Raw genomic sequence first — 22,969 nt, 5'->3', positions numbered from 1 at the left:
ATGGATCCGATGTGTTCGTGGTGCTGGGGATTTGCCCCGGTGGCCAAGGCATTGGTGGAGCAGGCGCAGGCGGCCGGGGTGGAACTGCACCTGGTGGTCGGCGGGTTGCGCACCGGCAGCGGTGCGGCGCTGGAGCCGACCACTCGGCGCTACATTCTCGAACACTGGCAGGCGGTCACCGAGGCCACCGGCCAGCCGTTCAAGTTCGAAGGCGCGCTGCCGGACGGCTTTGTCTACGACACCGAGCCAGCTTGTCGGGCCATCGTCACCGCGCGCAGCCTGGCGCCGGATTGCGCGTGGAAACTGGTGGGGTTGATCCAGCACGCGTTTTACGCCGAAGGTCGCGATGTCACCCAGGCCAGCGTTCTGGTGGAACTGGCAGAGAAGGCCGGCGTCCCCCGTATCGAATTTGCTGCCCTGTTTGATCATGCCGATCAACACAAGGCGACCCAGGCCGATTTCACTTGGGTGCAGGATCTGGGCATCGCCGGCTTCCCGACCCTGCTCGCCGAACGCAACGGTCAACTGGCGTTGCTGACCAACGGCTACCAGCCGCTCAGTGAACTGTCGCCGTTGCTCGGCCGATGGCTGGAGCGCGCCGCCTGTGTCTGACCCGGCCGATGACACGCCAGCCGTCAAGCGTGTCGACCGGCTGAGCTGGGCTGAAGTCCGGCGTCTGGCACTTCATCACAAAAAATCCCTGTGGATCGCCAACGGCGTGGCCGTACTGGCGACGCTGTGCAGCGTGCCGATTCCGTTGCTGCTGCCGTTGCTGGTGGACGAAGTCCTGCTCGGCCACGGCGATGCCGCGCTGAAAGTCATGAACCATGTGCTGCCTTCGATGTGGCAGCAAGCGGCGGGCTACATCGGCCTGATGCTGGTGGTGACGCTGACCCTGCGCTGCAGCGCCCTGTGTTTTGGCGTGTTGCAGGCCCGTCTGTTTGCGCGGTTGGCCAAGGACATCGTGTATCGCATCCGCGTGCGCCTGATCGAACGTCTGAAACGGATCTCCCTCGGCGAATACGAAAGCCTGGGCAGCGGCACGGTCACCACGCACCTGGTCACCGACCTCGACACCCTCGACAAGTTTGTCGGCGAAACCCTCAGCCGTTTCCTCGTGGCGATGCTGACCCTGGTCGGCACCGCCAGCATCCTGATGTGGATGCACTGGAAACTGGCACTGCTGATCCTGCTGTTCAACCCGTTGGTGATCTACGCCACGGTGCAGTTGGGCAAACGGGTCAAACACCTGAAGAAACTGGAGAACGACAGTACCTCGCGCTTCACCCAGGCGCTGAGCGAAACCCTCGATGCGATCCAGGAAGTGCGCGCCGGCAACCGTCAGGGCTTCTTCCTCGGACGGCTGGGTCTACGGGCTCAGGAAGTGCGCAACTACGCGGTCAACTCGCAGTGGAAGACCGACGCTTCGAATCGTGCCAGTGGCCTGCTGTTCCAGTTCGGCATCGACATCTTCCGCGCGGCGGCGATGCTCACGGTGCTGTTCTCCGATCTTTCGATCGGCCAGATGCTCGCGGTGTTCAGTTACCTGTGGTTCATGATCGGCCCGGTCGAACAATTGCTGAACCTGCAATACGCCTATTACGCGGCGGGCGGTGCGCTGTCGCGGATCAACGAACTGCTGGCCCGCGCCGACGAGCCGCAATACCCCGGCGGCGTCGATCCGTTCAAGGGCCGCGATACCGTCGGGATTCAGGTGCAGGGTCTGAGCTTCGGTTACGGTGACGAACTGGTGCTGGATCAGTTGGACCTGTCCATCGCCCCCGGCGAGAAAGTGGCGATTGTCGGCGCCAGCGGCGGCGGCAAAAGTACCTTGGTGCAATTGCTGCTGGGCCTGTACACGCCACTGGCCGGGACGATCCGTTTCGGTGGATCGTCCCAGCAGGAAATCGGCCTGGAAACGGTTCGGGACAATGTCGCGGTGGTGCTGCAGCATCCGGCGCTGTTCAACGACACCGTACGCGCCAATCTGACCATGGGCCGTACCCGCAGCGATGAGGCCTGCTGGCAGGCGCTGGAAATCGCCCAGCTCGAACCCGCCATCCGCGCATTGCCGGACGGTCTGGACAGCATCGTCGGCCGCTCCGGCGTGCGCCTGTCCGGTGGTCAGCGGCAACGTTTGGCCATCGCCCGGATGATCCTCGCCGAACCCAAAGTGGTGATCCTCGACGAAGCCACATCAGCCCTTGACGCCGCCACCGAATACAACCTGCACCAGGCCATGGCGCGGTTCCTCCATGGCCGCACCACGCTGATCATCGCTCACCGTCTGTCGGCGGTTAAGCAGGCAGACCGGGTGCTGGTGTTCGACGGCGGACAAGTGGCCGAGGATGGCGACCATCAGCAACTGATTGCCGATGGTGGGTTGTACGCCAAGCTTTATGGGCATTTGCAGCGCTTGTAGGTCAGCCCCACAAGACCTTCAGTGCATCCGCTCCAGCGTTGTGGCCGAACGCCTTCATGACGACTGAACAGCTGGTGCATGGAGGCATGGTGGTCGCCACATCCACCGATGTGATCATCGAGTTGTCCGGGTACTTTTGCCGAAGCACACTGATCAGCTTGGATTCACTGTCCAGCGAGGTCGGTCGACTGGTCATCTCCGGCTTGTAGTTGTGTACGTCCTTGATCGTACGGGGAATAGCCAATATTTTCCCCTCGGGGGAGACGTTCAAAGAAGTTCTGGTAAATGTCTGGCCGAAGTCGATGTTGAAGTAGGTCGTATCGCCTACGATGACCTTGTCCGGGGCGAATGGATGTTTGAACAGTGGCAGTTCCCCTGTAAGTCCCTTTGCGCCGGAGATACTGACGTAAACCTCCCGCTTGCCGGTCGAGGTTACGATGTCGGCGTAAGCGATGTTTCTCGCGTTCTCGGTTTGCAGGTGGCTCGGGAGCAGCTTCTGGAATTTTTTCATCGTTTTATTGATCCGCAAGTCGGCGCCTGCCACGACATTGATGGTTTTCTTGACAAACAGTGTGTCGAATATGTCCGCAGCCCTTTGGCGCAGGGCGGCTGGTGCGGTGCCGCTGCGAGACCAGGACGCTGCTCCGGTCTGGAGTTGGCTGACAATCATCCGCGTGGAGTGGTCGAACAGCACCGCCTCGCCGGGACTTGTGTCGACCTTGAGCAGATTGAGGGTATTGGGTGGATGATTGTGGCCACCAATCGGAATGGCAATTTCCTCCATGGTTTTCAGAGCGCGCTCCACCGCCGGCACACCATAGATCCTCGCCGTGTTGTTGGCGTTGAGTGAGCCGGTATAAACAGTCATCAGTTCTTTTCGCAAATTGTTGGGCAGGGTTTTGGCCTGGCGCAGTTTCAGGGGGCCGGAAATGTTTTGCCCCTTGGGGAGTTCGGCAACGTAGAAGGCTCCGGCATCCAGCCGGGTAAACACATAGCGCTTCGATTCGTCCATGGCGGGAACGATGATGGCACCGGCCTGGAAGGTGTCGAATTCACCTCGGGTTCCATAGGGCGTTTTTACGTTGATTCTGCCGTATATCCCTTTCTGAAATTCCATCGTCGCGTCGAGCCGGTTCTTCCTTTTCAGGTGTTTGAACAGCTTCGCTCGCCCTTCAACTGCTGGCGTATAGATGCTGTCTCCGAACCAGGGGGCCCAGCCTTTGCTTTCGTCGAAACTGCCGATATCCGGGTGCGGGGCGAGATCACCGGTGACAAAACGTGTCTTGCAGGCTATGGGACCCTTGCGCCGTACCCGACAGGGCAGCGTTTTTAAAAGCGATGCATCATCGATCAGATCGGCGCGACGCAATTGATCGCCGTCCAGACGATAGGGGATGTCATCAATCAACATCGTGGTTCGACCATCAACCTCCAGGAATTCTCGTACATGGGCGTGTTCCGGGAGTTCGGACAGGGCATGGGATTCGGTTGGCGGCAACTTCTTGAAAGTGGACCTGCCCTGGATGAGATTCCTGGTGTTGTTGTGCAGGCGCGGGCCGTAAGGCAGGGATGTGACCGGGTCGACCAGGTGCAGTTGTTTCAGATCCAACGCATTGGTGTGACGCACAATGATGTCATCAATGCCGTTGACCGTTGCCAGCTCGTCGGTATTGGTCAGCGGCTTCCAGCTCCCGGGATCGATGGCCTGGGGCAGGTTTTGAACCAGTCGGTAGCTGTCTGCATGTCCCGTGAGTCTTCTGATGCCGCCGATACTCGCCCGACCGATGAAGAGCAGTCCTCTGCCGGCACCGCTCCCCAGACCTCTGAGTAGTGAGGGGATACCGTCCAGCGGATTGAGGTTTGCCAGTGAAGCGGTCAGAAGCTTGCGAGTCAGCGTCGAGAAGGGCGGAAGACTCGCTTTGACGGCCATGCGAGTAGTGCCGGCAGCGGCACGGAGCAGGCGCACCGAGCCCGAGATAAATTTGCCGATAGGGAGAAGGAATGACGCCAGGTCAAACAGGAGTCCGACCCCGCCCAGGACTTTGCTGGTGGTGCTGTCCGACAGAAGATCATCGATGCTGCCCCAGAAAGGCACAAATCCTTTGACGATGGACAGGAACGTCTCCAGTCGCTTCTCGGTTTTCGCCCGAGCGGTGTCGAAGGTCGTGATGCCTCGGGCCTGCTGGCGCAAATGCTGCTCATCGACGAAGAGGAAGTTCGTTGAAATATAGCGAGCCACCTCATTCAGTCGGGATGCCGTCAGGCTGGTTTCCTCCTCGGTAACGGTTTGAACGGGCGATACCGCTGCCGGCATGAACCCCATGATATCGAGGAATCCAGGACACGATGCTCGCTCTGCGGGCGCTCTGCCGTGGAGGTGGGCGGACCAGTCGAGCAGAAGGGAAGTACTCAGATTGCGCTCGGGGGAATAGCTTTGTCCCGGAATCGAGGCATGCAGTGGAAACTCGGTGCGAACGCCATTGATGGTGGAAAACCTCAAACCGGTCCGCTGACGAATGACGCCCGCACTCGGAATGAGCTCGTAGTAGGTGATGTCTGTGCCGTGGATCACTTTCAGAACAAAGCCCTTCCTTGCGCGGACCTGCTCCGAATTGGCATTCGGCCCGGGTTTCTGCCGCAGGCTCAGCACCTGGACTTCACCTTGAACCAGCGCCCGGCGATCAGCCGCTGGCAGTGATATCAGTAAACTGGCAATCAGCGATTGATATGCCTGTCTGATGGTTGTCAGGTAGTCGTTGAAGGCGGTTTCGAACCGGGCGTTGATGTCAGGCAAAAAATAGCCTGCCCAACTGTAGACATCGTCGTCCACCCGGTCATAACCGCCACGCCGGTTTTCCCGCTCGGCATAGAGCATTCGCTGTCCATCGAGCCTTAGTGCTGTCGTCGAGCGCGTGGTGCCATCGGGCATGGAGACGATCCATCGCTTCCCGCCATCAAGCTGACCGTCTGCATAGACATCCAGAAAGTCGTGGCCTTGCTGTTTATTCAGGTCCAGTGGTGCTCTGGAATGACTATGACTCGGATCCGCAGACATCAATTTGCGCCCGTCCCGTTCGAACGTGACGCCTCTGAACAAGTCAGTCATGACCTGCCTGGCCATCTGCAATCGTTCAGGAGGACGCAAGTCCAGTGTCGTCACGGCTTTGTTCAGGCGCTCGGTTTGTTCTTCCAGTGCTGTCAGCGCGCGCCTGATATCTTCCGGGTCGTAATCGGTTGTCGTTCGCTGCGCAATGGCTCCGGTGCAGACGGCCCATTCCAGGGCAGGGCCTGTACGCAATCGTGCAATCGCCTCAAGTTGTTCGGCCGACGCGCCGGTGCTGCGCTCCAGAGGCAGATCGACAAGTTGCTGGAAGGACAATGGCTGCGACGGATCCAGGCCCAGATCCTCGGCCAGCAATACGCCGTGCATGAAGTTCACCCATACCACCGAGGTCTTGTAGCGAAGCTCCGGTGGTACATCGCGTACCCTGAAGTCTTTCGAAAGGCGGGTCTGGAATACCTGAGCCAGCAGGATCGCCTCTTTGGTAGTGGCCACCCGGCCGGTGCGCAGCAAATGCTGTTCGAAATCGTGGCGCAAGGTTTGGTAGCTCTTGCCCCGGTGATTCGGGTCCTGCCAGTGGAAACCGGCGAGCTCTTGCGGCTCGTCAGCTGAAGGGGCGTGCAGATAGAGGCAGATGGCTTTGCAGATCAATTGATAACGCACCGATGCCGGCGTCTGTTCGCCGGGGGATGCGCCGTACCATTTGAGCTTTTTCAGCAGCCGTTCTGTCAGATCCAGTGATTCGGGGGTATCCAGTATTCGCTGGAGGAAAACCGAAGGTGTCGCGCGCAGTTCTTCCGGGTCCGCGAGGCGCAATATACTGCCGCTCAAATGACGGATCAGCGAGGGCTTGCCGATCAGAAAGGATCTGACCGTTTCGATTATTTGCTCATTGATGCGTTTCGCCTTGTACTGCTCAAGGGTCATGGAGGGCGCAAGGGGCGGTGTCGCAAGCTGCGCGGTCTTGAACCTTTTGCGGTCCCTGGCGGTCGGCCGGGGAATCAGGGATTCGATATCCGGGCTGGCATCCAGACCCAGAGTCTTGCGAGCGTTCGATTCTGCGGTTGCTGATGGATCGATTGAAGCTGGAGACGTCGAGGACATATCACACTCCTTGTGAAAGCATTCCCGCCACAGAGGGGGATGCCTGGAGCGCACAGTTAATCGGTCCCGCCCACAATGGTGGCCGTACATATGTCTATCGAGCTTCTGTCCTGAACTGAGGCTGATCCGCCGCTTGCCGGAACCGTGAAGGCCTCCTAGTCTTGGGGGGATGTTCGCAGGACGATCAGGCAGTGCTCATGCAAGGAATACCATGAAGCAAAAGCGGACTCTCGGAACGCCTCGGTTGCTGGGCATCGTCTGGCCATTCATCGCCGTCGTGTTGTTTCAGGCATTGCTGGGGGGCGTGAGTCTTTACGTCCTGTCGGCCGTTCGCGGCTATGTCGCGGGCGAGAGCCTGTGGTCCAAGGGCCAGAAAGACGCCATCTATTACCTCAACCTCTATGCCGACAGCCGTGACGAGGCGATTTACCTCAAATACCAGAGCGCAATCGCCGTGCCCCAGGGCGGCCACCAGTTGCGCCTGGCACTGGACAGGCAACCGCCCGACCTGCAATCGGCGCGCGAGGGCATTCTCAAGGGGGGCAACCACCCTGACGATGTCTCCAGCCTGATCTGGCTGTACCTGAATTTCCGTCACTTCAGCTATCTGGAAACCGCCATCGACCGCTGGACGCTGGGGGACGCCTACCTGGTGGAGCTCGACGGCGTGGCGCGAGAGATGCATCAGCGCATCATTGCCAATGCCGCCACCGAGGCCGATATCCACCGCTGGAAGGACCGGATCTTTGCGATCAACGACGGCGTGACGCCGGCCGCCAAGGCGTTCAGCGATGCCTTGGGTGAAGGCTCGCGGATGATCATGCGCCTGCTGCTGTTCACCAACCTCGCCACCGCGCTGGGCCTGATCGTGCTGGCGCTGCTGCGCACCCACAAATTGCTCAAGCAGCGGCACGCCTTTGCCGAAGCGCTGCAGATGGAAAAGGATCGGGCTCATGTCACCCTGCATTCCATTGGCGACGGGGTGATCACTACCGATGTGAGCGGGGCGATCGACTACATGAACCCGGCCGCCGAAGCATTGACTCACTGGAAGGCTGAACAGGCTTCCGGTCTGCCGCTGGCGGCGTTGTTCAATCTGCTGGATGACAACGCCCAGACCGAAGGGCTGACCCTGATCGAGCACATTCTCAGCGGCCAGCTCACCGGCGGCAGTGAACACTCGAAGCTGATCCAGCGACTGGACGGCAGCACCGTGTCGGTGACCCTGGTCGGCGCGCCGATCCGCAACGCCGGCAAGGTCAGCGGCACGGTGCTGGTGCTGCATGACATGACCCAGGAGCGGCAATACATCGCCAATCTGTCGTGGCAGGCCACCCACGATGCACTGACCGGCCTGGCCAACCGTCGCGAGTTCGAATACCGCCTCGAACAGGCCCTGCACAACCTGACCCGGCAGCCGGGGCGGCATGCATTGATGTTCCTCGATCTCGATCAATTCAAACTGGTCAACGACACCTGCGGTCACGCGGCCGGCGACGAGTTGCTGCGGCATATCTGCGCGTTGCTGCAGTCAGGTCTGCGCGAGGGCGACACCCTGGCTCGGCTGGGCGGCGATGAGTTCGGCATCCTGCTGGAGAACTGCGCGCCGGAGGCGGCCGAGAAGATCGCCGAAAGCTTGCGTCAGACCGTGCAGAATCTGCATTTCGTCTGGAAGGGACGCCCGTTCCTGACCACTGTCAGCATCGGTCTGGTGCATGTTTCCCAGACTCCGACCACCCTCGAGACCTCGTTGCGGGCCGCCGACATGGCCTGCTACATGGCCAAGGAAAAGGGCCGCAACCGGGTGCAGGTCTACCATGCCGACGACTCGGAATTGTCCCTGCGTTTTGGCGAGATGGCGTGGGTGCAACGCCTGCACATGGCCCTGGAGGAAAACCGTTTTTGTCTCTACGCCCAGGAAATCGCCCCGTTGGGTTCGGTCGCTGGTGGCGACCGCGGGCACATCGAGATTCTGTTGCGCCTGCATGACGAGGCAGGCCGGATGATTCTGCCGGACAGTTTCATACCGGCAGCGGAACGTTACGGTTTGATGACCTCGCTGGATCGCTGGGTTGTGGAGAATGTATTTAAGGTTATCGCCCAATGTATTAACGAAGAGTGCGAAGGCCCTCTGGCAATGTGTGCGATTAATCTTTCAGGCATTACTATCGGAGATGACGCTTTCTTGCACTTTCTACGGGAACAGTTTGATATCTATTGCGTACCGCCTGAAATGATTTGTTTTGAAATTACGGAAACCAGTGCTATTGCAAATCTCGGCAGTGCAATCAGATTTATTAATGAACTCAAAGGCTTAGGTTGTTACTTCTCCCTTGATGATTTTTGTGCCGGAATGTCTTCATTCGCTTATCTGAAACATTTGCCTGTAGACTTCCTGAAGATCGACGGGAGTTTCGTAAAGGATATGCTGGACGACCCGATTAACCGCGCTATGGTCGAAGTGATCAACCACATCGGGCATGTCATGGGTAAGCAGACAATTGCCGAGTTTGTTGAAACAGTGCAAATCGAGCAGGCGTTGCTTGAAATTGGTGTGGATTACGCTCAGGGTTATGTAGTCGAGCGCCCGCAATTGTTTACCTGCGACAGTTTGCAAAGCCGGCCCGCCAGACCGCAGCCGCTGTTATTCAAAGCGCCTGGCACGTTCCGTTGAAGACTCTTGCCGATCCTTACAATCACAAATCAAAAGGAGCCGAACAGTGATCGACACATTCAACCGAACCGGACCACTCATGGAAGCTGCAAGTTATCCCGCCTGGGCGCAACAGTTGATCCAGGATTGCAGCGAGAGCAAACGCCGGGTTGTCGAACATGAACTTTATCTGCGCATGCGTGATAACAAGCTCAGCGCCAAGACCATGCGCCAGTACCTGATCGGGGGCTGGCCCGTCGTTGAGCAGTTCGCGTTGTACATGGCGCAGAATCTCACCAAAACCAAATTTGCCCGTCACCCCGGGGAAGACATGGCGCGGCGCTGGCTGATGCGCAACATCCGCGTCGAACTCAATCACGCCGATTACTGGTTGAACTGGAGTCGGGCCCACGGTGTAAGTCTGGAAGACTTGCAGGCGCAGCAAGTGCCGCCGGAGTTGCACGCCCTGAGTCACTGGTGCTGGCACACCAGTTCGGCGGATTCGCTGATCGTGGCCATTGCCGCCACCAACTATGCGATCGAAGGCGCGACCGGGGAGTGGTCGGCGCTGGTTTGCTCGACCGGTGTGTATGCCGCCGCATTCCCTGAAGAGGATCGCAAACGGGCAATGAAGTGGCTGAAGATGCACGCCCAGTACGATGACGCTCACCCCTGGGAGGCGCTGGAAATCATCTGCACCCTGGCCGGGACAAATCCGAGTCGTGCGTTGCAAACGGAGCTGCGCCAGGCCGTGTGCAAGAGTTATGACTACATGTATCTGTTCCTCGAGCGCTGCATGCAGCTGGAGTTGACGGAGCGGGTGCTGGCCGGTCGCGAGCGACGGGCACTGGTCGAGAGCTAGTTCCGACAGCGCCCATAAAAACGGGAGCCCACACAGACCGTGTGAAAACCTGGCAATCTGCTGGCCGGTTAAAGAAAATGCCCGTATCGCAAGATACGGGCATTTTTCTTATGCGCTATATCCAAGGTGAAAACCGGACCTTGGCAGGCTGTGTTTTCACACGGTCCGCCACAGGCTCCTGTTTTTTATTGCCGGTAGCTGTCTAGCCGGCCATCGTCAGGCGATTGCGTCCCTCGCGCTTGGCCACATAGAGCGCGCTGTCGGCGCGGCGCAGCAGGCTGTCGGACGATTCGCCGGGCAGCAGGGTGGCGCAGCCAAGGCTCACGGTCAGCTCGATCAGCTGGCCATCGGCATAGTAGTCCTGGGCTTGCGTTGCATGGCGCAGACGTTCACCGACCATTGCGGCGGCTTCGCGACTGGTGTTGGACAGCAGAATCAGAAACTCTTCCCCGCCATAACGAAAAACCATGTCGACATTGCGCAACTGATTCTTGATCGACGCCGCCACGGCTTTGAGCACTTCATCGCCAGCACTGTGACCATGACTGTCATTGACCTGTTTGAAGTGGTCGATGTCCAGCATCAGCAACGACAAGGGTTGCAAATGCCGCCGGGACATCTCGATCTCCCGCTGCAGGGTCTGCTCCATGGCGATGCGATTGCCGGTGCCGGTCAGCGCATCGCGCAGGGCTGTTTGCGTGGCGACGCGATAGAGCAGCGCGTTGCGCATCGGGTACAGCAGCGAAGACAGGAGCGACTCGAAGTTGCCCAACTCGACTTCGCTGAACCGCTGATTGCGCCGCAATACCAGTTCACCCATGTGCTCGCCTTCGTGGCTGAGGCTGTAGCTGACCGAGTGGTGGCCGCGGGCGCCGAACTCCAGGCGTAAATCGCTGCCGCTGTGCACATAGGTCATGGCGTCCAAGGGCACCAGGCGTTGAGCTTCGCGGAAAAACAGGCCGAGGATGCGCTGGGGCTCAAGGCTGGTTTGCAGTTGCAGGCTCAGTTGCTGGCGCAATTGCGCCGCGCTGACAGGTCGCTGCAGAAGCGGAGGCAACTGACCAAAGCCCAGGCGTTGCAATTTGGCACTGTCGAAGTCAATTGCAGTGGTCTGGGAGGGTGATTTCATACGGCGTGAGCCCCTAAGCAGTAAGTCTGTCTTACAGGCTGGGTGAGAGCGGCTATGGGCTGCGCGTCATACTGATCCATCAGTCCCGTAGGACGTTTGGCGTAAGTTTAGTCTGCCCGATGACGATTAGTCAGCTATCGAATCAGGCCTTGCCCGACTGCCTTCACTCGGCGTGCTTTGAGGAAATGTAGAGCGAAAGTCGTGCCATTCAGTTCAGGTTTTATTAAAACCTTTATGAATCAACGATTTGAATTTTTAACGTTGAGCGGGATGGTGGTTATTTGACTGAAACGGGTCTGCGCAAAGCGGCAAATGTATGCCATGACGGGAAACCGCCACGGCCACAAATGCGACGTATGGCATTACTGGGCGTTGAATGCCTGGCCATTGATGCCCGTGCTGTCCGGGCCCATCAGGTACAGATAGACCGGCATGATCTCTTCCGGCGTCGGGTTGTTCAGCGGGTTTTCCCCCGGGTACGCCTGGGCGCGCATGCTGGTGCGGGTGCCGCCCGGGTTGATGCTGTTGGAACGCACCGGGGCCACGCCGTCGACTTCGTCGGCCAGGGTCTGCATCAGACCTTCGGTGGCGAACTTGGACACGCCATAGGCACCCCAGTAAGCGCGTCCCTTGCGCCCGACACTGCTGGAAGTGAACACCACCGAGGCGTCCCGGGACAGTTTGAGCAGTGGCAACAAGGTGCTGGTCAGCATGAACATCGCGTTGACGTTGACCTGCATGACGCGCATGAAGTTTTCACCGGACAACTGCTCGATCGGCGTGCGCGGGCCAATGATCGAGGCGTTGTGCAGCAAGCCGTCGAGGTGACCGAATTCGGTCTCGATCATCGCCGCCAGCTCATCGTATTGATGGGGCAGGGCGGTTTCGAGGTTGAAAGGGATCACGGCCGGCTGAGGATGCCCGGCCGCCTCGATCTCGTCATAGACCTGGGTCAGATTGGCTTCCGTCTTGCCCAGCAGCAGAACGGTGGCACCGTGGGCTGCGTAGGTTTTCGCGGCAGCGGCGCCGATGCCGCGACCGGCACCGGTGACCAGAATGACCCGATCCTTGAGCAATTCGGGGCGAGCGGTGTAATCAAACATAAAAAACCTCATCAAGAGTCAGATCGTTCCCACGTCGAGGCGTCGAACGCGACCGCGTGGGAATGCAGCCAATGACGCTCAGCGTCAGGTCTCAGCAACTGCAGAGTGCGTTGTCGAGCACCTTGCGCAACTCCAGCGGGTGATCCACCACGACATCCGCCCCCCAGTGCCGAGGGTTGTCGTCCGGGTGAATGTAGCCATAGGTCACGGCGGCGGTCCTGGTGCCGGCATCGCGGCCGGATTCGATGTCACGCAAATCATCGCCGATAAACAGAACGCTCGACGGATCCAGGTCAAGCATCTTGCAGGCAAGGATCAGCATCTCGGGATCCGGTTTGCTGTTCTTGACGTGATCCGGGCAGATCAGCAACGCCGAGCGCTCGGCCAGCCCCAGCTGCTGCATGATCGGCTCGGCGAAGCGCAGCGGCTTGTTGGTGACCACGCCCCAGACCAGATTGGCTTTTTCGATGTCGGCCAGCAATTCGCCCATGCCGTCGAACAGCTTGCTGTGCACGGCGCAACCGGCGAGGTAGCGCTCGAGGAACTCCAGGCGCAGCTCCTCGAAGCCCGGCGACTCCGGATCCATCGAGAATGTCACCGCGACCATGGCTTTGGCGCCGCCGGAGATTTCGTCGCGGATGTGCTTGTCGTTCATCGGCGGCAAGCCGCGATCCGCGCGCATCGCCTGGCAGATGGCGATGAAGTCCGGCGCGGTGTCGAGCAGCGTGCCGTCCATGTCGAAAAGGACTGCTCTGATGGCCATCGGCTTATTCCTCGCGCAGGGTCTGGATCATGTAGTTGACGTCAACGTCCGCCGCCAGCTTGTAGTGCTTGGTCAGCGGGTTGTAGGTCAGGCCGATGATGTCCTTGACGGTCAGGCCGGCCATGCGGCTCCAGGCGCCCAGCTCGGAGGGGCGGATGAATTTCTTGAAGTCGTGGGTGCCGCGCGGCAGCAGTTTCATGATGTATTCGGCGCCGACGATGGCGAACAGGTACGCCTTCGGGTTGCGGTTGATGGTGGAGAAGAACACCTGGCCACCGGGCTTGACCATGCGGAAACAGGCGCGGATCACCGAGGAGGGGTCCGGCACGTGCTCGAGCATTTCCAGGCAGGTGACGACATCGAACTGCTCGGGCATTTCTTCGGCCAGGGCTTCGGCGGTGATCTGGCGGTATTCGACGTTCACGCCGGATTCCAGCTGATGCAGCTGTGCAACCGCCAGCGGCGCTTCACCCATGTCGATGCCAGTGACGGTCGCGCCGCGCTGGGCCATGGCTTCGCTGAGGATGCCGCCGCCGCAGCCGACGTCGAGCACCTTCTTGCCGGCCAGATTGACGCGCTCGTCAATCCAGTTGACCCGCAGCGGGTTGATGTCATGCAGCGGTTTGAACTCGCTTTCGCGGTCCCACCAGCGATGGGCCAGGGCTTCGAATTTGGCGATTTCGGCGTGGTCGACGTTGCTCATGATTCAATCCTCTAAAACTTGAAAAAGGGTTGTAGTCCCGAAGTCTGCTCCGGGGTGTTTACGATTCGGTGTGGCCGCTGATGCGTCGGCCCCAGGCCCGGGCGGTTTCGCCGAGCTGCTGTTCGTCCAGGCGCGTCAGGCGGCGGTCGTCGAGCAACTGCTTGCCGGCGACCCACAGGTGTTTTACGCAGTCGCGGCCGGTGGCGTAAATGAGTTGCGAAACCGGGTCATAGACCGGTTGTTGCGCAAGGCCGGACAGGTCGAAAGCGACAATGTCCGCAGCCTTGCCGAGTTCCAGGGAGCCGGTCTCGGCTTCAATCCCCAATGCCCGTGCACCGTTCAGCGTGGCCATGCGCAGCGCCCGGTGGGCGTCCAGCGCGGTGGCCGAGCCGGCGACGGCTTTGGCCAGCAGGGCGGCGGTGCGGGTTTCACCCAGCAGGTCCAGATCATTGTTGCTCGCCGCGCCATCGGTGCCGACCGCGACGTTGACCCCGGCCTGCCACAGACGCTCTACCGGGCAGAAGCCGCTGGCCAGTTTCAGGTTCGACTCCGGGCAATGGATCACGCTGGTGTTGCTTTCTACCAGTAACGCCAGGTCGTCATCGCTGATCTGGGTCATGTGCACGGCCTGGAAGCGCGGTCCGAGCAGGCCCAGTCGGCCGAGGCGGGCCAATGGGCGTTCACCGCGTTGTTCGACCGCTTGCTGCACTTCGAAGGCGGTTTCGTGGACGTGCATGTGAACCGAAGCATCCAGTTCTTCGGCGATCACGCGGATTTTTTCCAGGTTCTCGTCACCAACGGTGTAGGGTGCATGAGGTCCGAAGGTAATCTTGATGCGCTCGTGATGCTTCAGGTCGCCGAACAATTCGACACCCTGACGAATGGCTTCATCGGCGCTGGCGGCGCCCGGAATCGGGAAGTCGAGGATCGGAATCGCGATCTGCGCGCGAATTCCGCTGTTGTGTACGCGCTCACTGGCAACCTTCGGGAAGAAGTACATGTCCGAGAAACAGGTGATGCCGCCTTTTATCTGCTCGGCGATGGCCAGGTCGGTGCCGTCACGCACGAAATCTTCATCGACCCACTTGCCCTCGGCCGGCCAGATATGGTTTTCCAGCCAGGTCATCAACGGCAGATCGTCGGCGAGGCCGCGGAACAGGGTCATGGCGGCATGGCCATGAGCATTGATCAGGCCGGGGGCGAGCAGAACGTCCGGCAATTCGCGGACTTCAGCGGCGTTACACTTCAAGGCTTCGGCGCGCGGGCCGATGAAAACGATGCGACCGTCGCGGATGCCCAGGCCATGCTCCTTGAGCACAACGCCTGCGGGTTCGACGGGTACCAGCCAGGTCGGCAGCAATAATAAGTCGAGCGCAATGGCAGGTTTCGGCATCGAGGGTCGGTTCCAGTGCTTTTGTAAAGGATGGCGAAGTATACCCGAGCGTCTTCACGGGGGGATCGCTATAATCGGCGGCTTTTGTTCATGAGTGCGGGGTGAGGGATGCGCGATCGACTGTTGGCTGCGGAGAAAGTGAAGGCCATCGATTGGCGTGATGGCGCGCTCCACCTGCTGGATCAGCGCGTTTTGCCGTTCGAGGAAAACTGGATCGCCTACACCAGCGCTGCCGGCGTGGCCGAGGCGATTCGCTCGATGGTGGTGCGCGGTGCGCCGGCCATCGGCATCAGTGCCGCGTACGGCATCGTGTTGGCCGCCCGTGCCCGAATTGCCGAGGGTGGCGATTGGTATGCCGCGCTGGAAGAGGATTTCATGCTGCTGGCCGATTCCCGTCCAACGGCGGTCAACCTGTTCTGGGCACTGAACCGCATGCATGACCGGCTGGATCGCCTGAAGGACAACGCCGATCCGCTGGAGGCGCTCGAAGCCGAGGCCATTGCCATTCATGAAAGCGATCGCGAAGCCAACCTGACCATGGCCCAGCTCGGCGTCGACCTGATCCGCAAGCATCAGGGCAACGCCCAGGCGATCCTGACCCACTGCAACACCGGCGCCCTGGCCACCGGCGGTTTTGGTACCGCGCTCGGGGTGATTCGCGCAGCGTTCATCGAAGGCATGGTGGAGCGCGTCTACGCCGACGAAACCCGTCCCTGGCTGCAAGGCTCGCGCCTGACCGCGTGGGAACTGGCCAACGAAGGCATTCCGGTAACCCTCAACGCCGACTCCGCCGCCGCGCACATCATGAAAACCAAAGGTGTGACCTGGGTGATCGTCGGCGCCGACCGGATCACCGCCAACGGCGACGTGGCGAACAAGATCGGCACCTACCAACTGGCGGTCAACGCCATGCACCACGGCGTGCGTTTCATGGTCGTGGCGCCGAGTTCGACCATCGACATGAACCTGGCCAGCGGTGATGACATTCCGATCGAGGAGCGCGACGGCGCCGAGTTGCTGGAAGTTGGCGGCAAGCGTGTCGGGGCGGATGTCGAGGCGTTCAATCCGGTGTTCGACGTGACGCCGGCGGACCTGATTGATGCGATCGTTACCGAGAAAGGCATCGTCGAACGTCCCGATACCGCGAAAATGGCGCAGTTGATGTGCCGCAAGCGCTTGCATTGATTGGCTTGATGTTTGCGTTGTCCTCTTCGCGAGCAGGCTCGCTCCCACAGGTTTTGTGATCGCCACAGAACCTTGTGGGAGCGAGCCTGCTCGCGATGGTGCCTTGAAAGTCAATAAACATCCGCAATTTCGTCCCGAAATTTGCATTCAGGGAAGCTCTGAGCCTCTCTCGTCCCCTTTAAGCCTGTCATCGGTCATCTAACTATGCTCCATGCGCATCTGGGGGATAGGTGCGTGGCGGCTCTTGTGATAACATCCGGCGTTTTCCGAGGCAGTCCCACGGGGTTGTCTTCACTGCGCAAATCCAGGGTCAACTTGTCGATTTGTCGTAAGTCGGCGCATGGCACTCGGCCTGCATCGACGAGCTTCGTGCGTCCCCTATGGATATGGCGAAGTTTCACCAGAAAAAGGAATCAGGCTTCTCATGGGCGAACTGGCCAAAGAAATCCTCCCGGTCAATATCGAAGACGAGCTGAAACAGTCCTATCTCGACTACGCGATGAGCGTGATCGTCGGCCGTGCACTGCCGGATGCGCGCGATGGCTTGAAGCCCGTGCACCGTCGCGTGCTGTTCGCGATGAGCGAGCTGGGCAACGACTTCAACAAGCCGTACAAGAAATCTGCCCGTGTCGTCGGTGACGTGATCGGTAAGTATCACCCGCACGGTGATACCGCGGTGTACGACACCATCGTCCGCATGGCGCAGCCTTTCTCCCTCCGTTACCTGCTGGTCGACGGCCAGGGCAACTTCGGTTCGGTGGACGGCGACAACGCCGCGGCCATGCGATACACCGAAGTGCGCATGACCAAGCTGGCGCACGAGCTGCTGGCCGACCTGCACAAGGAAACCGTGGACTGGGTGCCGAACTACGACGGCACCGAACTGATCCCGGCGGTCATGCCGACCCGCGTTCCGAACCTGCTGGTCAACGGTTCCAGCGGTATTGCCGTGGGCATGGCGACCAACATTCCGCCGCACAACCTCGGTGAAGTCATCGACGGTTGCCTGGCTCTCATCGACAATCCCGAACTGACCGTCGATGAGCTGATGCAATACATCCCCGGTCCGGACTTCCCGACCGCCGCGATCATCAATGGTCGCGCCGGCATCATTGAAGCCTACCGCACCGGCCGTGGCCGCATTTACATGCGCGCCCGTTCGATCATCGAAGACATCGACAAGGTCGGTGGCCGTCAGCAGATCGTCATCACCGAGCTGCCTTACCAGCTGAACAAGGCGCGTCTGATCGAGAAGATCGCCGAGCTGGTAAAAGAGAAGAAACTCGAAGGCATCACCGAACTGCGCGACGAGTCCGACAAGGACGGTATGCGTGTCGTGATCGAACTGCGTCGCGGCGAAGTGCCTGAGGTGATCCTCAACAACCTCTATGCCCAGACCCAGCTGCAATCGGTATTCGGCATCAACATCGTTGCGCTGATCGACGGCCGTCCGCGGATCCTCAACCTCAAGGATCTGCTGGAAGCCTTCGTCCGTCACCGTCGCGAAGTCGTTACCCGCCGTACCGTGTTCGAACTGCGCAAGGCTCGTGAGCGTGGCCACATCCTCGAAGGTCAGGCCGTTGCCCTGTCGAACATCGACCCGGTCATCGCCCTGATCAAGGCTTCGCCGACGCCGTCGGAAGCCAAGGAAGCGCTGGTCAGCACGCCGTGGGAGTCCTCGGCTGTGGTCGCGATGGTGGAGCGTGCCGGTGCCGATTCGTGCCGTCCGGAAAACCTTGATCCGCAATACGGTCTGCGTGAAGGCAAGTACTTCCTCTCGCCGGAACAGGCGCAAGCCATTCTGGAGCTGCGTCTGCACCGTCTGACCGGTCTGGAACACGAGAAACTGCTGGCCGAGTATCAAGAGATCCTCAACCAGATCGGCGAGCTGATCCGCATCCTCAACAGCGCCACGCGCCTGATGGAAGTGATCCGCGAAGAGCTGGAAGTGATTCGCGCCGAATACGGCGACGTGCGCCGCACCGAGATCCTCGATGCCCGTCTCGACCTGACCCTGGGTGACATGATCCCGGAAGAAGAGCGCGTCGTGACCATCTCCCACGGTGGCTATGCCAAGACCCAGCCACTGGCTGCGTACCAGGCTCAGCGTCGTGGCGGTAAAGGCAAATCGGCTACCGGCGTGAAGGATGAGGACTACATCGCTCACCTGCTGGTCGCCAACAGTCACACCACGCTGCTGCTGTTCTCCAGCAAGGGCAAGGTGTACTGGCTCAAGACCTACGAGATTCCGGAAGCGTCCCGCGCTGCCCGTGGCCGTCCACTGGTCAACCTGCTGCCGCTCGATGACGGTGAATACATCACCACCATGCTGCCGGTCGATCTCGAAGCCATGAAGCGTCAGGCTGATGAGGAAGAAGCCGAAGGCGCCGAGACCGATGTAGAAGACATCGAAAACAGCAACGAGACCGAAGAGGAGCGCCGCGCGCGCATCAGGGCTGCCGACCGCAAGAAGGCACCGTTCATCTTCATGTCGACCGCCAATGGTACCGTCAAGAAGACCCCGCTGGTGGCCTTCAGCCGTCAGCGCAGCGTCGGTCTGATCGCGCTGGAGCTGGACGAAGGCGACATCCTGATCTCCGCTGCCATCACCGATGGCGAGCAGGAAATCATGCTGTTCTCCGACGGTGGCAAGGTGACACGCTTCAAGGAATCCGAAGTCCGCGCCATGGGCCGTACCGCTCGCGGTGTGCGTGGCATGCGTCTGCCGGAAGGGCAGAAACTGATTTCGATGCTGATCCCGGAAGAGGGCAGCCAGATCCTGACGGCTTCCGAGCGTGGCTACGGCAAGCGCACGGCAATCACCGAGTTCCCTGAATACAAGCGTGGCGGTCAGGGCGTTATCGCCATGGTCAGCAACGAGCGTAACGGCCGTCTGGTCGGCGCGGTTCAGGTGCAGGATGGCGAAGAAATCATGCTGATTTCCGACCAGGGCACGCTGGTGCGTACCCGTGTCGACGAAGTCTCCAGTCTGGGTCGTAACACCCAGGGCGTGACCCTGATCAAGCTGGCCAAGGATGAAACCCTGGTCGGTCTGGAGCGGGTTCAGGAGCCGTCGGAAGTCGAGGGTGAAGAGCTTGAAGGTGAAGAAGGTGTCGAACTGGAAGAGGGCGTGATCGGCGCCGAACCGGACGATGCAGTCGACAACCTGCAGGCGGATGCCGCAGACGAAGAAGAGTCGCAAGACTAACCAAATCGTAGCAGGGCAGAGTGTTTGCTCTGTCCGCTACCGTGATTGCATAGCGAGAGTGGATGTGAGCAAACGAGCCTTTAACTTCTGCGCAGGTCCCGCTGCGCTGCCTGAAGCTGTCCTGTTGCGTGCCCAGTCTGAGATGCTCGACTGGCACGGCAAGGGTCTGTCGGTCATGGAAATGAGCCATCGTAGCGACGACTATGTGGCCATTGCCGAGAAAGCCGAGCAGGACCTGCGCGACCTGCTGTCCATCCCCTCCAACTACAAAGTGCTGTTCCTGCAGGGCGGCGCGAGCCAGCAGTTCGCCGAGATTCCGCTGAACCTGTTGCCCGAGAACGGCACTGCCGACTATGTCGAAACCGGCATCTGGTCGAAGAAAGCCATCGAAGAAGCGCGTCGCTTTGGCAATATCAACGTTGCCGCCAGCGCCAAGCCTTATGACTACCTGGCCATTCCCGGTCAGAACGAGTGGAAACTGACCCCGGGTGCGTCCTATCTGCACTATGCGTCCAACGAAACCATCGGCGGCCTGCAGTTCGACTGGGTTCCCGAGGCCGGTGACGTTCCGCTGGTGGTCGACATGTCCTCCGATATCCTCTCGCGTCCGATCGATGTGTCGCAGTACGGCCTGATCTACGCCGGTGCGCAGAAGAACATCGGCCCGAGCGGTCTGGTGGTGGTGATCGTCCGTGAAGACCTGCTGGGCCGCGCCCGCAGTTCGTGCCCGACCATGCTCGATTACAAGATCTCGGCCGACAACGGTTCGATGTACAACACGCCGGCCACCTATTCCTGGTACCTCTCGGGCCTGGTCTTCGAGTGGCTGAAGGAGCAGGGCGGCGTCGCCGCGATGGAGCAGCGCAACAAGGCGAAGAAAGATCGCCTGTACGGCTTCATCGACAACAGCGACTTCTATACCAACCCGATCAGCACCAATGCCCGTTCCTGGATGAACGTACCGTTCCGCCTGGCGGATGAGCGTCTGGACAAGGCGTTCCTGGCCGGCGCTGACGCCCGCGGCCTGCTCAATCTCAAGGGGCATCGCTCGGTCGGCGGCATGCGCGCCTCGATCTACAACGCCCTGGGTCTGGACGCCGTCGAGGCTCTGGTCGGCTACATGGCTGAATTCGAGAAGGAGCATTCCTGATGTCCGAGCAGGAACTCAAGGCGCTGCGCGTTCGCATCGACAGCCTCGATGAGAAGATCCTCCAGCTGATCAGCGATCGCGCTCGCTGCGCCGAGGAGGTTGCCCGGGTCAAGATGGCCAGTCTGGCCGAAGGCGAGCAGCCGGTGTTCTATCGTCCCGAGCGCGAGGCGCAAGTCCTCAAGCGCGTGATGGAACGCAACAAGGGGCCGTTGGGCAACGAAGAGATGGCGCGGCTGTTCCGTGAAATCATGTCCTCGTGCCTGGCCCTGGAGAATCCGCTGAAAGTGGCCTATCTCGGTCCGGAAGGCACCTTTACCCAAGCGGCGGCCATGAAGCACTTCGGTCACGCGGTGATCAGCAAGCCGATGGCCGCGATCGACGAAGTGTTCCGTGAAGTGGCGGCCGGTGCGGTGAATTTTGGCGTGGTGCCGGTGGAGAACTCCACCGAAGGCGCGGTCAACCATACCCTCGACAGCTTCCTTGAGCACGACATGGTGATCTGCGGCGAAGTGGAACTGCGGATTCACCACCACCTGTTGGTCGGTGAAAACACCAAGACTGACAGCATCAGTCGTATCTATTCTCACGCCCAGTCGCTGGCCCAGTGCCGCAAGTGGCTAGATGCCCATTACCCGAATGTCGAGCGCGTGGCGGTTGCCAGCAACGCCGAAGCGGCCAAGCGGGTCAAGGGCGAATGGAATTCGGCGGCGATCGCCGGTGACATGGCGGCCGGGCTGTATGGCCTGACCCGTCTGGCGGAGAAGATCGAGGATCGCCCGGACAACTCCACGCGCTTCCTGATGATCGGTAACCAGGAAGTGCCGCCGACCGGCGACGACAAGACCTCGATCATCGTGTCCATGAGCAACAAGCCCGGCGCGCTCCACGAGCTGCTGGTGCCGTTCCATGACAACGGGATTGACCTGACCCGGATCGAAACCCGTCCGTCGCGCAGTGGCAAATGGACCTACGTGTTCTTCATCGACTTCGTCGGCCATCACCGTGATCCGCTGATCAAGGGTGTACTGGAAAAGATCAGTCAGGAAGCAGTAGCACTCAAGGTGCTGGGTTCCTACCCGAAAGCAGTTCTTTAAGGGGCGGTAGCAAATGAGTGGCAACTTCCTCGCTCTGGCACAGCCGGGCGTGCAACAACTTTCGCCATACGTGCCGGGCAAGCCCGTGGACGAACTGGCACGCGAGCTGGATCTGGATCCGGCGAGCATCGTCAAACTGGCGAGCAACGAAAACCCGTTGGGCGCCAGCCCGAAAGCGCTGGCCGCCATCCGCGAAGCGCTGGACGAACTGACCCGCTATCCGGACGGCAACGGTTTCGCGCTCAAATCCCTGCTGGCCGAGCAGTGCCGCGTCGAGCTGAACCAGGTGACTCTGGGTAACGGCTCCAACGACATTCTCGAACTGGTAGCGCGTGCCTATCTGGCGCCGGGCCTGAATGCGGTGTTCAGCGAGCACGCGTTCGCGGTCTATCCGATTGCGACCCAGGCAGTCGGTGCTCAGGCCAAGGTCGTGCCGGCCAAGGACTGGGGCCATGACTTGCCGGCGATGCTGGCCGCCATCGATGCCAACACGCGCGTGGTGTTCATTGCCAACCCGAACAATCCAACTGGTACCTGGTTCGGCGCCGAGGCGCTGGACGAGTTCCTGCAGGACGTGCCGGAGCACGTGCTGGTGGTGCTGGACGAGGCCTACATCGAATACGCCGAAGGCAGCGATCTGCCGGATGGCCTGGATTTCCTCGCGGCTTATCCGAACCTGCTGGTCTCGCGCACCTTCTCCAAGGCTTATGGCCTGGCGGCACTGCGCGTTGGCTATGGGCTGTCCACCCCGGTGGTGGCAGACGTGCTGAATCGTGTACGCCAGCCGTTCAACGTCAACAGCCTGGCCTTGGCTGCGGCCTGTGCGGCACTGAAGGACGAGGAATACCTGGCGCAGAGCCGTCAGCTCAACGAATCCGGCATGCAACAGCTGGAAGCGGGTTTTCGCGAGCTGGGTCTGAGCTGGATTCCGTCCAAGGGCAACTTTATCTGTGTCGATCTCGGTCACGTGGCGGCTCCGGTGTTCCAGGGCCTGCTGCGCGAAGGCGTGATCGTGCGTCCGGTGGCCAACTACGGCATGCCGAACCATCTGCGGGTGACCATCGGTCTGCCGGCGGAAAACAGCCGCTTCCTCGAAGCGCTGCGCAAGGTTTTGGCTCGTGGGTGATGTCACTGCGCTG

General features: G+C 60.3%; 15 protein-coding genes. 9 read left to right on the top strand and 6 right to left on the bottom strand.

Features of this window, described 5'->3' with window-relative positions:
• Positions 1-9: 9 nt before the first annotated feature.
• Both C6Y56_RS20325 and C6Y56_RS20320 read left to right on the top strand, forming a co-directional pair.
• The gene (locus tag C6Y56_RS20325) at positions 10-612 is read left to right on the top strand and encodes a DsbA family protein (RefSeq protein ID WP_169432679.1); all 603 of its coding nucleotides are present in this window, start codon (positions 10-12) and stop codon (positions 610-612) included.
• Complete coding sequence (locus C6Y56_RS20320) at positions 605-2,422, top strand: ABC transporter ATP-binding protein (RefSeq protein WP_169431389.1); 1,818 nt, start codon at positions 605-607, stop codon at positions 2,420-2,422. Before C6Y56_RS20325 ends, C6Y56_RS20320 begins: the two co-directional genes overlap by 8 nt.
• Before the next feature lies 1 nt (position 2,423).
• Here the strand turns inward: C6Y56_RS20320 and C6Y56_RS20315 are convergent, their stop codons facing one another.
• Positions 2,424-6,587, bottom strand: coding sequence for a deaminase domain-containing protein (locus C6Y56_RS20315; RefSeq protein WP_169431388.1), 4,164 nt, complete (start codon positions 6,585-6,587; stop codon positions 2,424-2,426).
• Between the two features lie 211 nt (positions 6,588-6,798).
• Between C6Y56_RS20315 and C6Y56_RS20310 the strand changes: the two genes are divergently transcribed.
• Positions 6,799-9,261: an EAL domain-containing protein gene (locus C6Y56_RS20310; RefSeq protein WP_169431387.1), complete on the top strand. Its 2,463-nt coding sequence runs from the start codon at positions 6,799-6,801 to the stop codon at positions 9,259-9,261.
• 79 nt (positions 9,262-9,340) lie between these two features.
• Entirely contained in the window at positions 9,341-10,102 is a 762-nt protein-coding gene (locus C6Y56_RS20305; RefSeq protein WP_243433291.1) for a TenA family transcriptional regulator, read from the top strand.
• Positions 10,103-10,304: 202 nt separating this feature from the next.
• Here C6Y56_RS20305 and C6Y56_RS20300 read toward each other — a convergent pair whose 3' ends face one another.
• The 5 genes from C6Y56_RS20300 to C6Y56_RS20280 all read right to left on the bottom strand — a co-directional run bounded on the left by C6Y56_RS20300 (position 10,305) and on the right by C6Y56_RS20280 (position 15,193).
• Positions 10,305-11,231, bottom strand: a complete 927-nt coding sequence (locus C6Y56_RS20300) for a GGDEF domain-containing protein (RefSeq protein ID WP_169431385.1) — start codon at positions 11,229-11,231, stop codon at positions 10,305-10,307.
• Positions 11,232-11,593: 362 nt separating this feature from the next.
• Positions 11,594-12,334, bottom strand: coding sequence for a YciK family oxidoreductase (locus tag C6Y56_RS20295; RefSeq protein WP_169431384.1), 741 nt, complete (start codon positions 12,332-12,334; stop codon positions 11,594-11,596).
• Positions 12,335-12,425: 91 nt separating this feature from the next.
• Positions 12,426-13,097: an N-acetylmuramic acid 6-phosphate phosphatase MupP gene (gene mupP, locus C6Y56_RS20290; RefSeq protein WP_169431383.1), complete on the bottom strand. Its 672-nt coding sequence runs from the start codon at positions 13,095-13,097 to the stop codon at positions 12,426-12,428.
• A gap of 4 nt (positions 13,098-13,101) precedes the next feature.
• Positions 13,102-13,800 (bottom strand): bifunctional 2-polyprenyl-6-hydroxyphenol methylase/3-demethylubiquinol 3-O-methyltransferase UbiG, encoded by a 699-nt coding sequence (ubiG, locus tag C6Y56_RS20285; RefSeq protein WP_007950906.1) that lies wholly within the window; start codon positions 13,798-13,800, stop codon positions 13,102-13,104.
• Positions 13,801-13,858: 58 nt separating this feature from the next.
• Positions 13,859-15,193 carry a TRZ/ATZ family hydrolase gene (locus C6Y56_RS20280; RefSeq protein ID WP_169431382.1) on the bottom strand — a complete coding sequence of 445 codons (1,335 nt, stop codon included), beginning with the start codon at positions 15,191-15,193 and terminating at the stop codon, positions 13,859-13,861.
• Between the two features lie 108 nt (positions 15,194-15,301).
• On the opposite strand from C6Y56_RS20280, the gene mtnA reads away from it, so the two are divergent.
• From mtnA to hisC, 5 genes are all read left to right on the top strand, one after another.
• Positions 15,302-16,378, top strand: a complete 1,077-nt coding sequence (gene mtnA, locus C6Y56_RS20275; RefSeq protein WP_114884665.1) for an S-methyl-5-thioribose-1-phosphate isomerase — start codon at positions 15,302-15,304, stop codon at positions 16,376-16,378.
• A gap of 424 nt (positions 16,379-16,802) precedes the next feature.
• Positions 16,803-19,586 (top strand): DNA gyrase subunit A, encoded by a 2,784-nt coding sequence (gene gyrA, locus C6Y56_RS20270; protein ID WP_169431381.1) that lies wholly within the window; start codon positions 16,803-16,805, stop codon positions 19,584-19,586.
• A gap of 64 nt (positions 19,587-19,650) precedes the next feature.
• Positions 19,651-20,736, top strand: coding sequence for a 3-phosphoserine/phosphohydroxythreonine transaminase (gene serC, locus C6Y56_RS20265; protein ID WP_169431380.1), 1,086 nt, complete (start codon positions 19,651-19,653; stop codon positions 20,734-20,736).
• The gene (pheA, locus tag C6Y56_RS20260) at positions 20,736-21,830 is read left to right on the top strand and encodes a prephenate dehydratase (protein WP_169431379.1); all 1,095 of its coding nucleotides are present in this window, start codon (positions 20,736-20,738) and stop codon (positions 21,828-21,830) included. Before serC ends, pheA begins: the two co-directional genes overlap by 1 nt.
• A 13-nt stretch (positions 21,831-21,843) precedes the next feature.
• Complete coding sequence (hisC, locus tag C6Y56_RS20255) at positions 21,844-22,956, top strand: histidinol-phosphate transaminase (RefSeq protein ID WP_169431378.1); 1,113 nt, start codon at positions 21,844-21,846, stop codon at positions 22,954-22,956.
• Positions 22,957-22,969: the final 13 nt, after the last annotated feature.

It is taken from the genome of Pseudomonas fluorescens, from assembly GCF_012974785.1.
Taxonomy (GTDB): domain Bacteria; phylum Pseudomonadota; class Gammaproteobacteria; order Pseudomonadales; family Pseudomonadaceae; genus Aquipseudomonas; species Aquipseudomonas fluorescens_BT.
The sequence above is the reverse complement of the archived record's forward strand: the minus strand, read 5'-3'. Positions and strand labels throughout refer to the sequence as shown.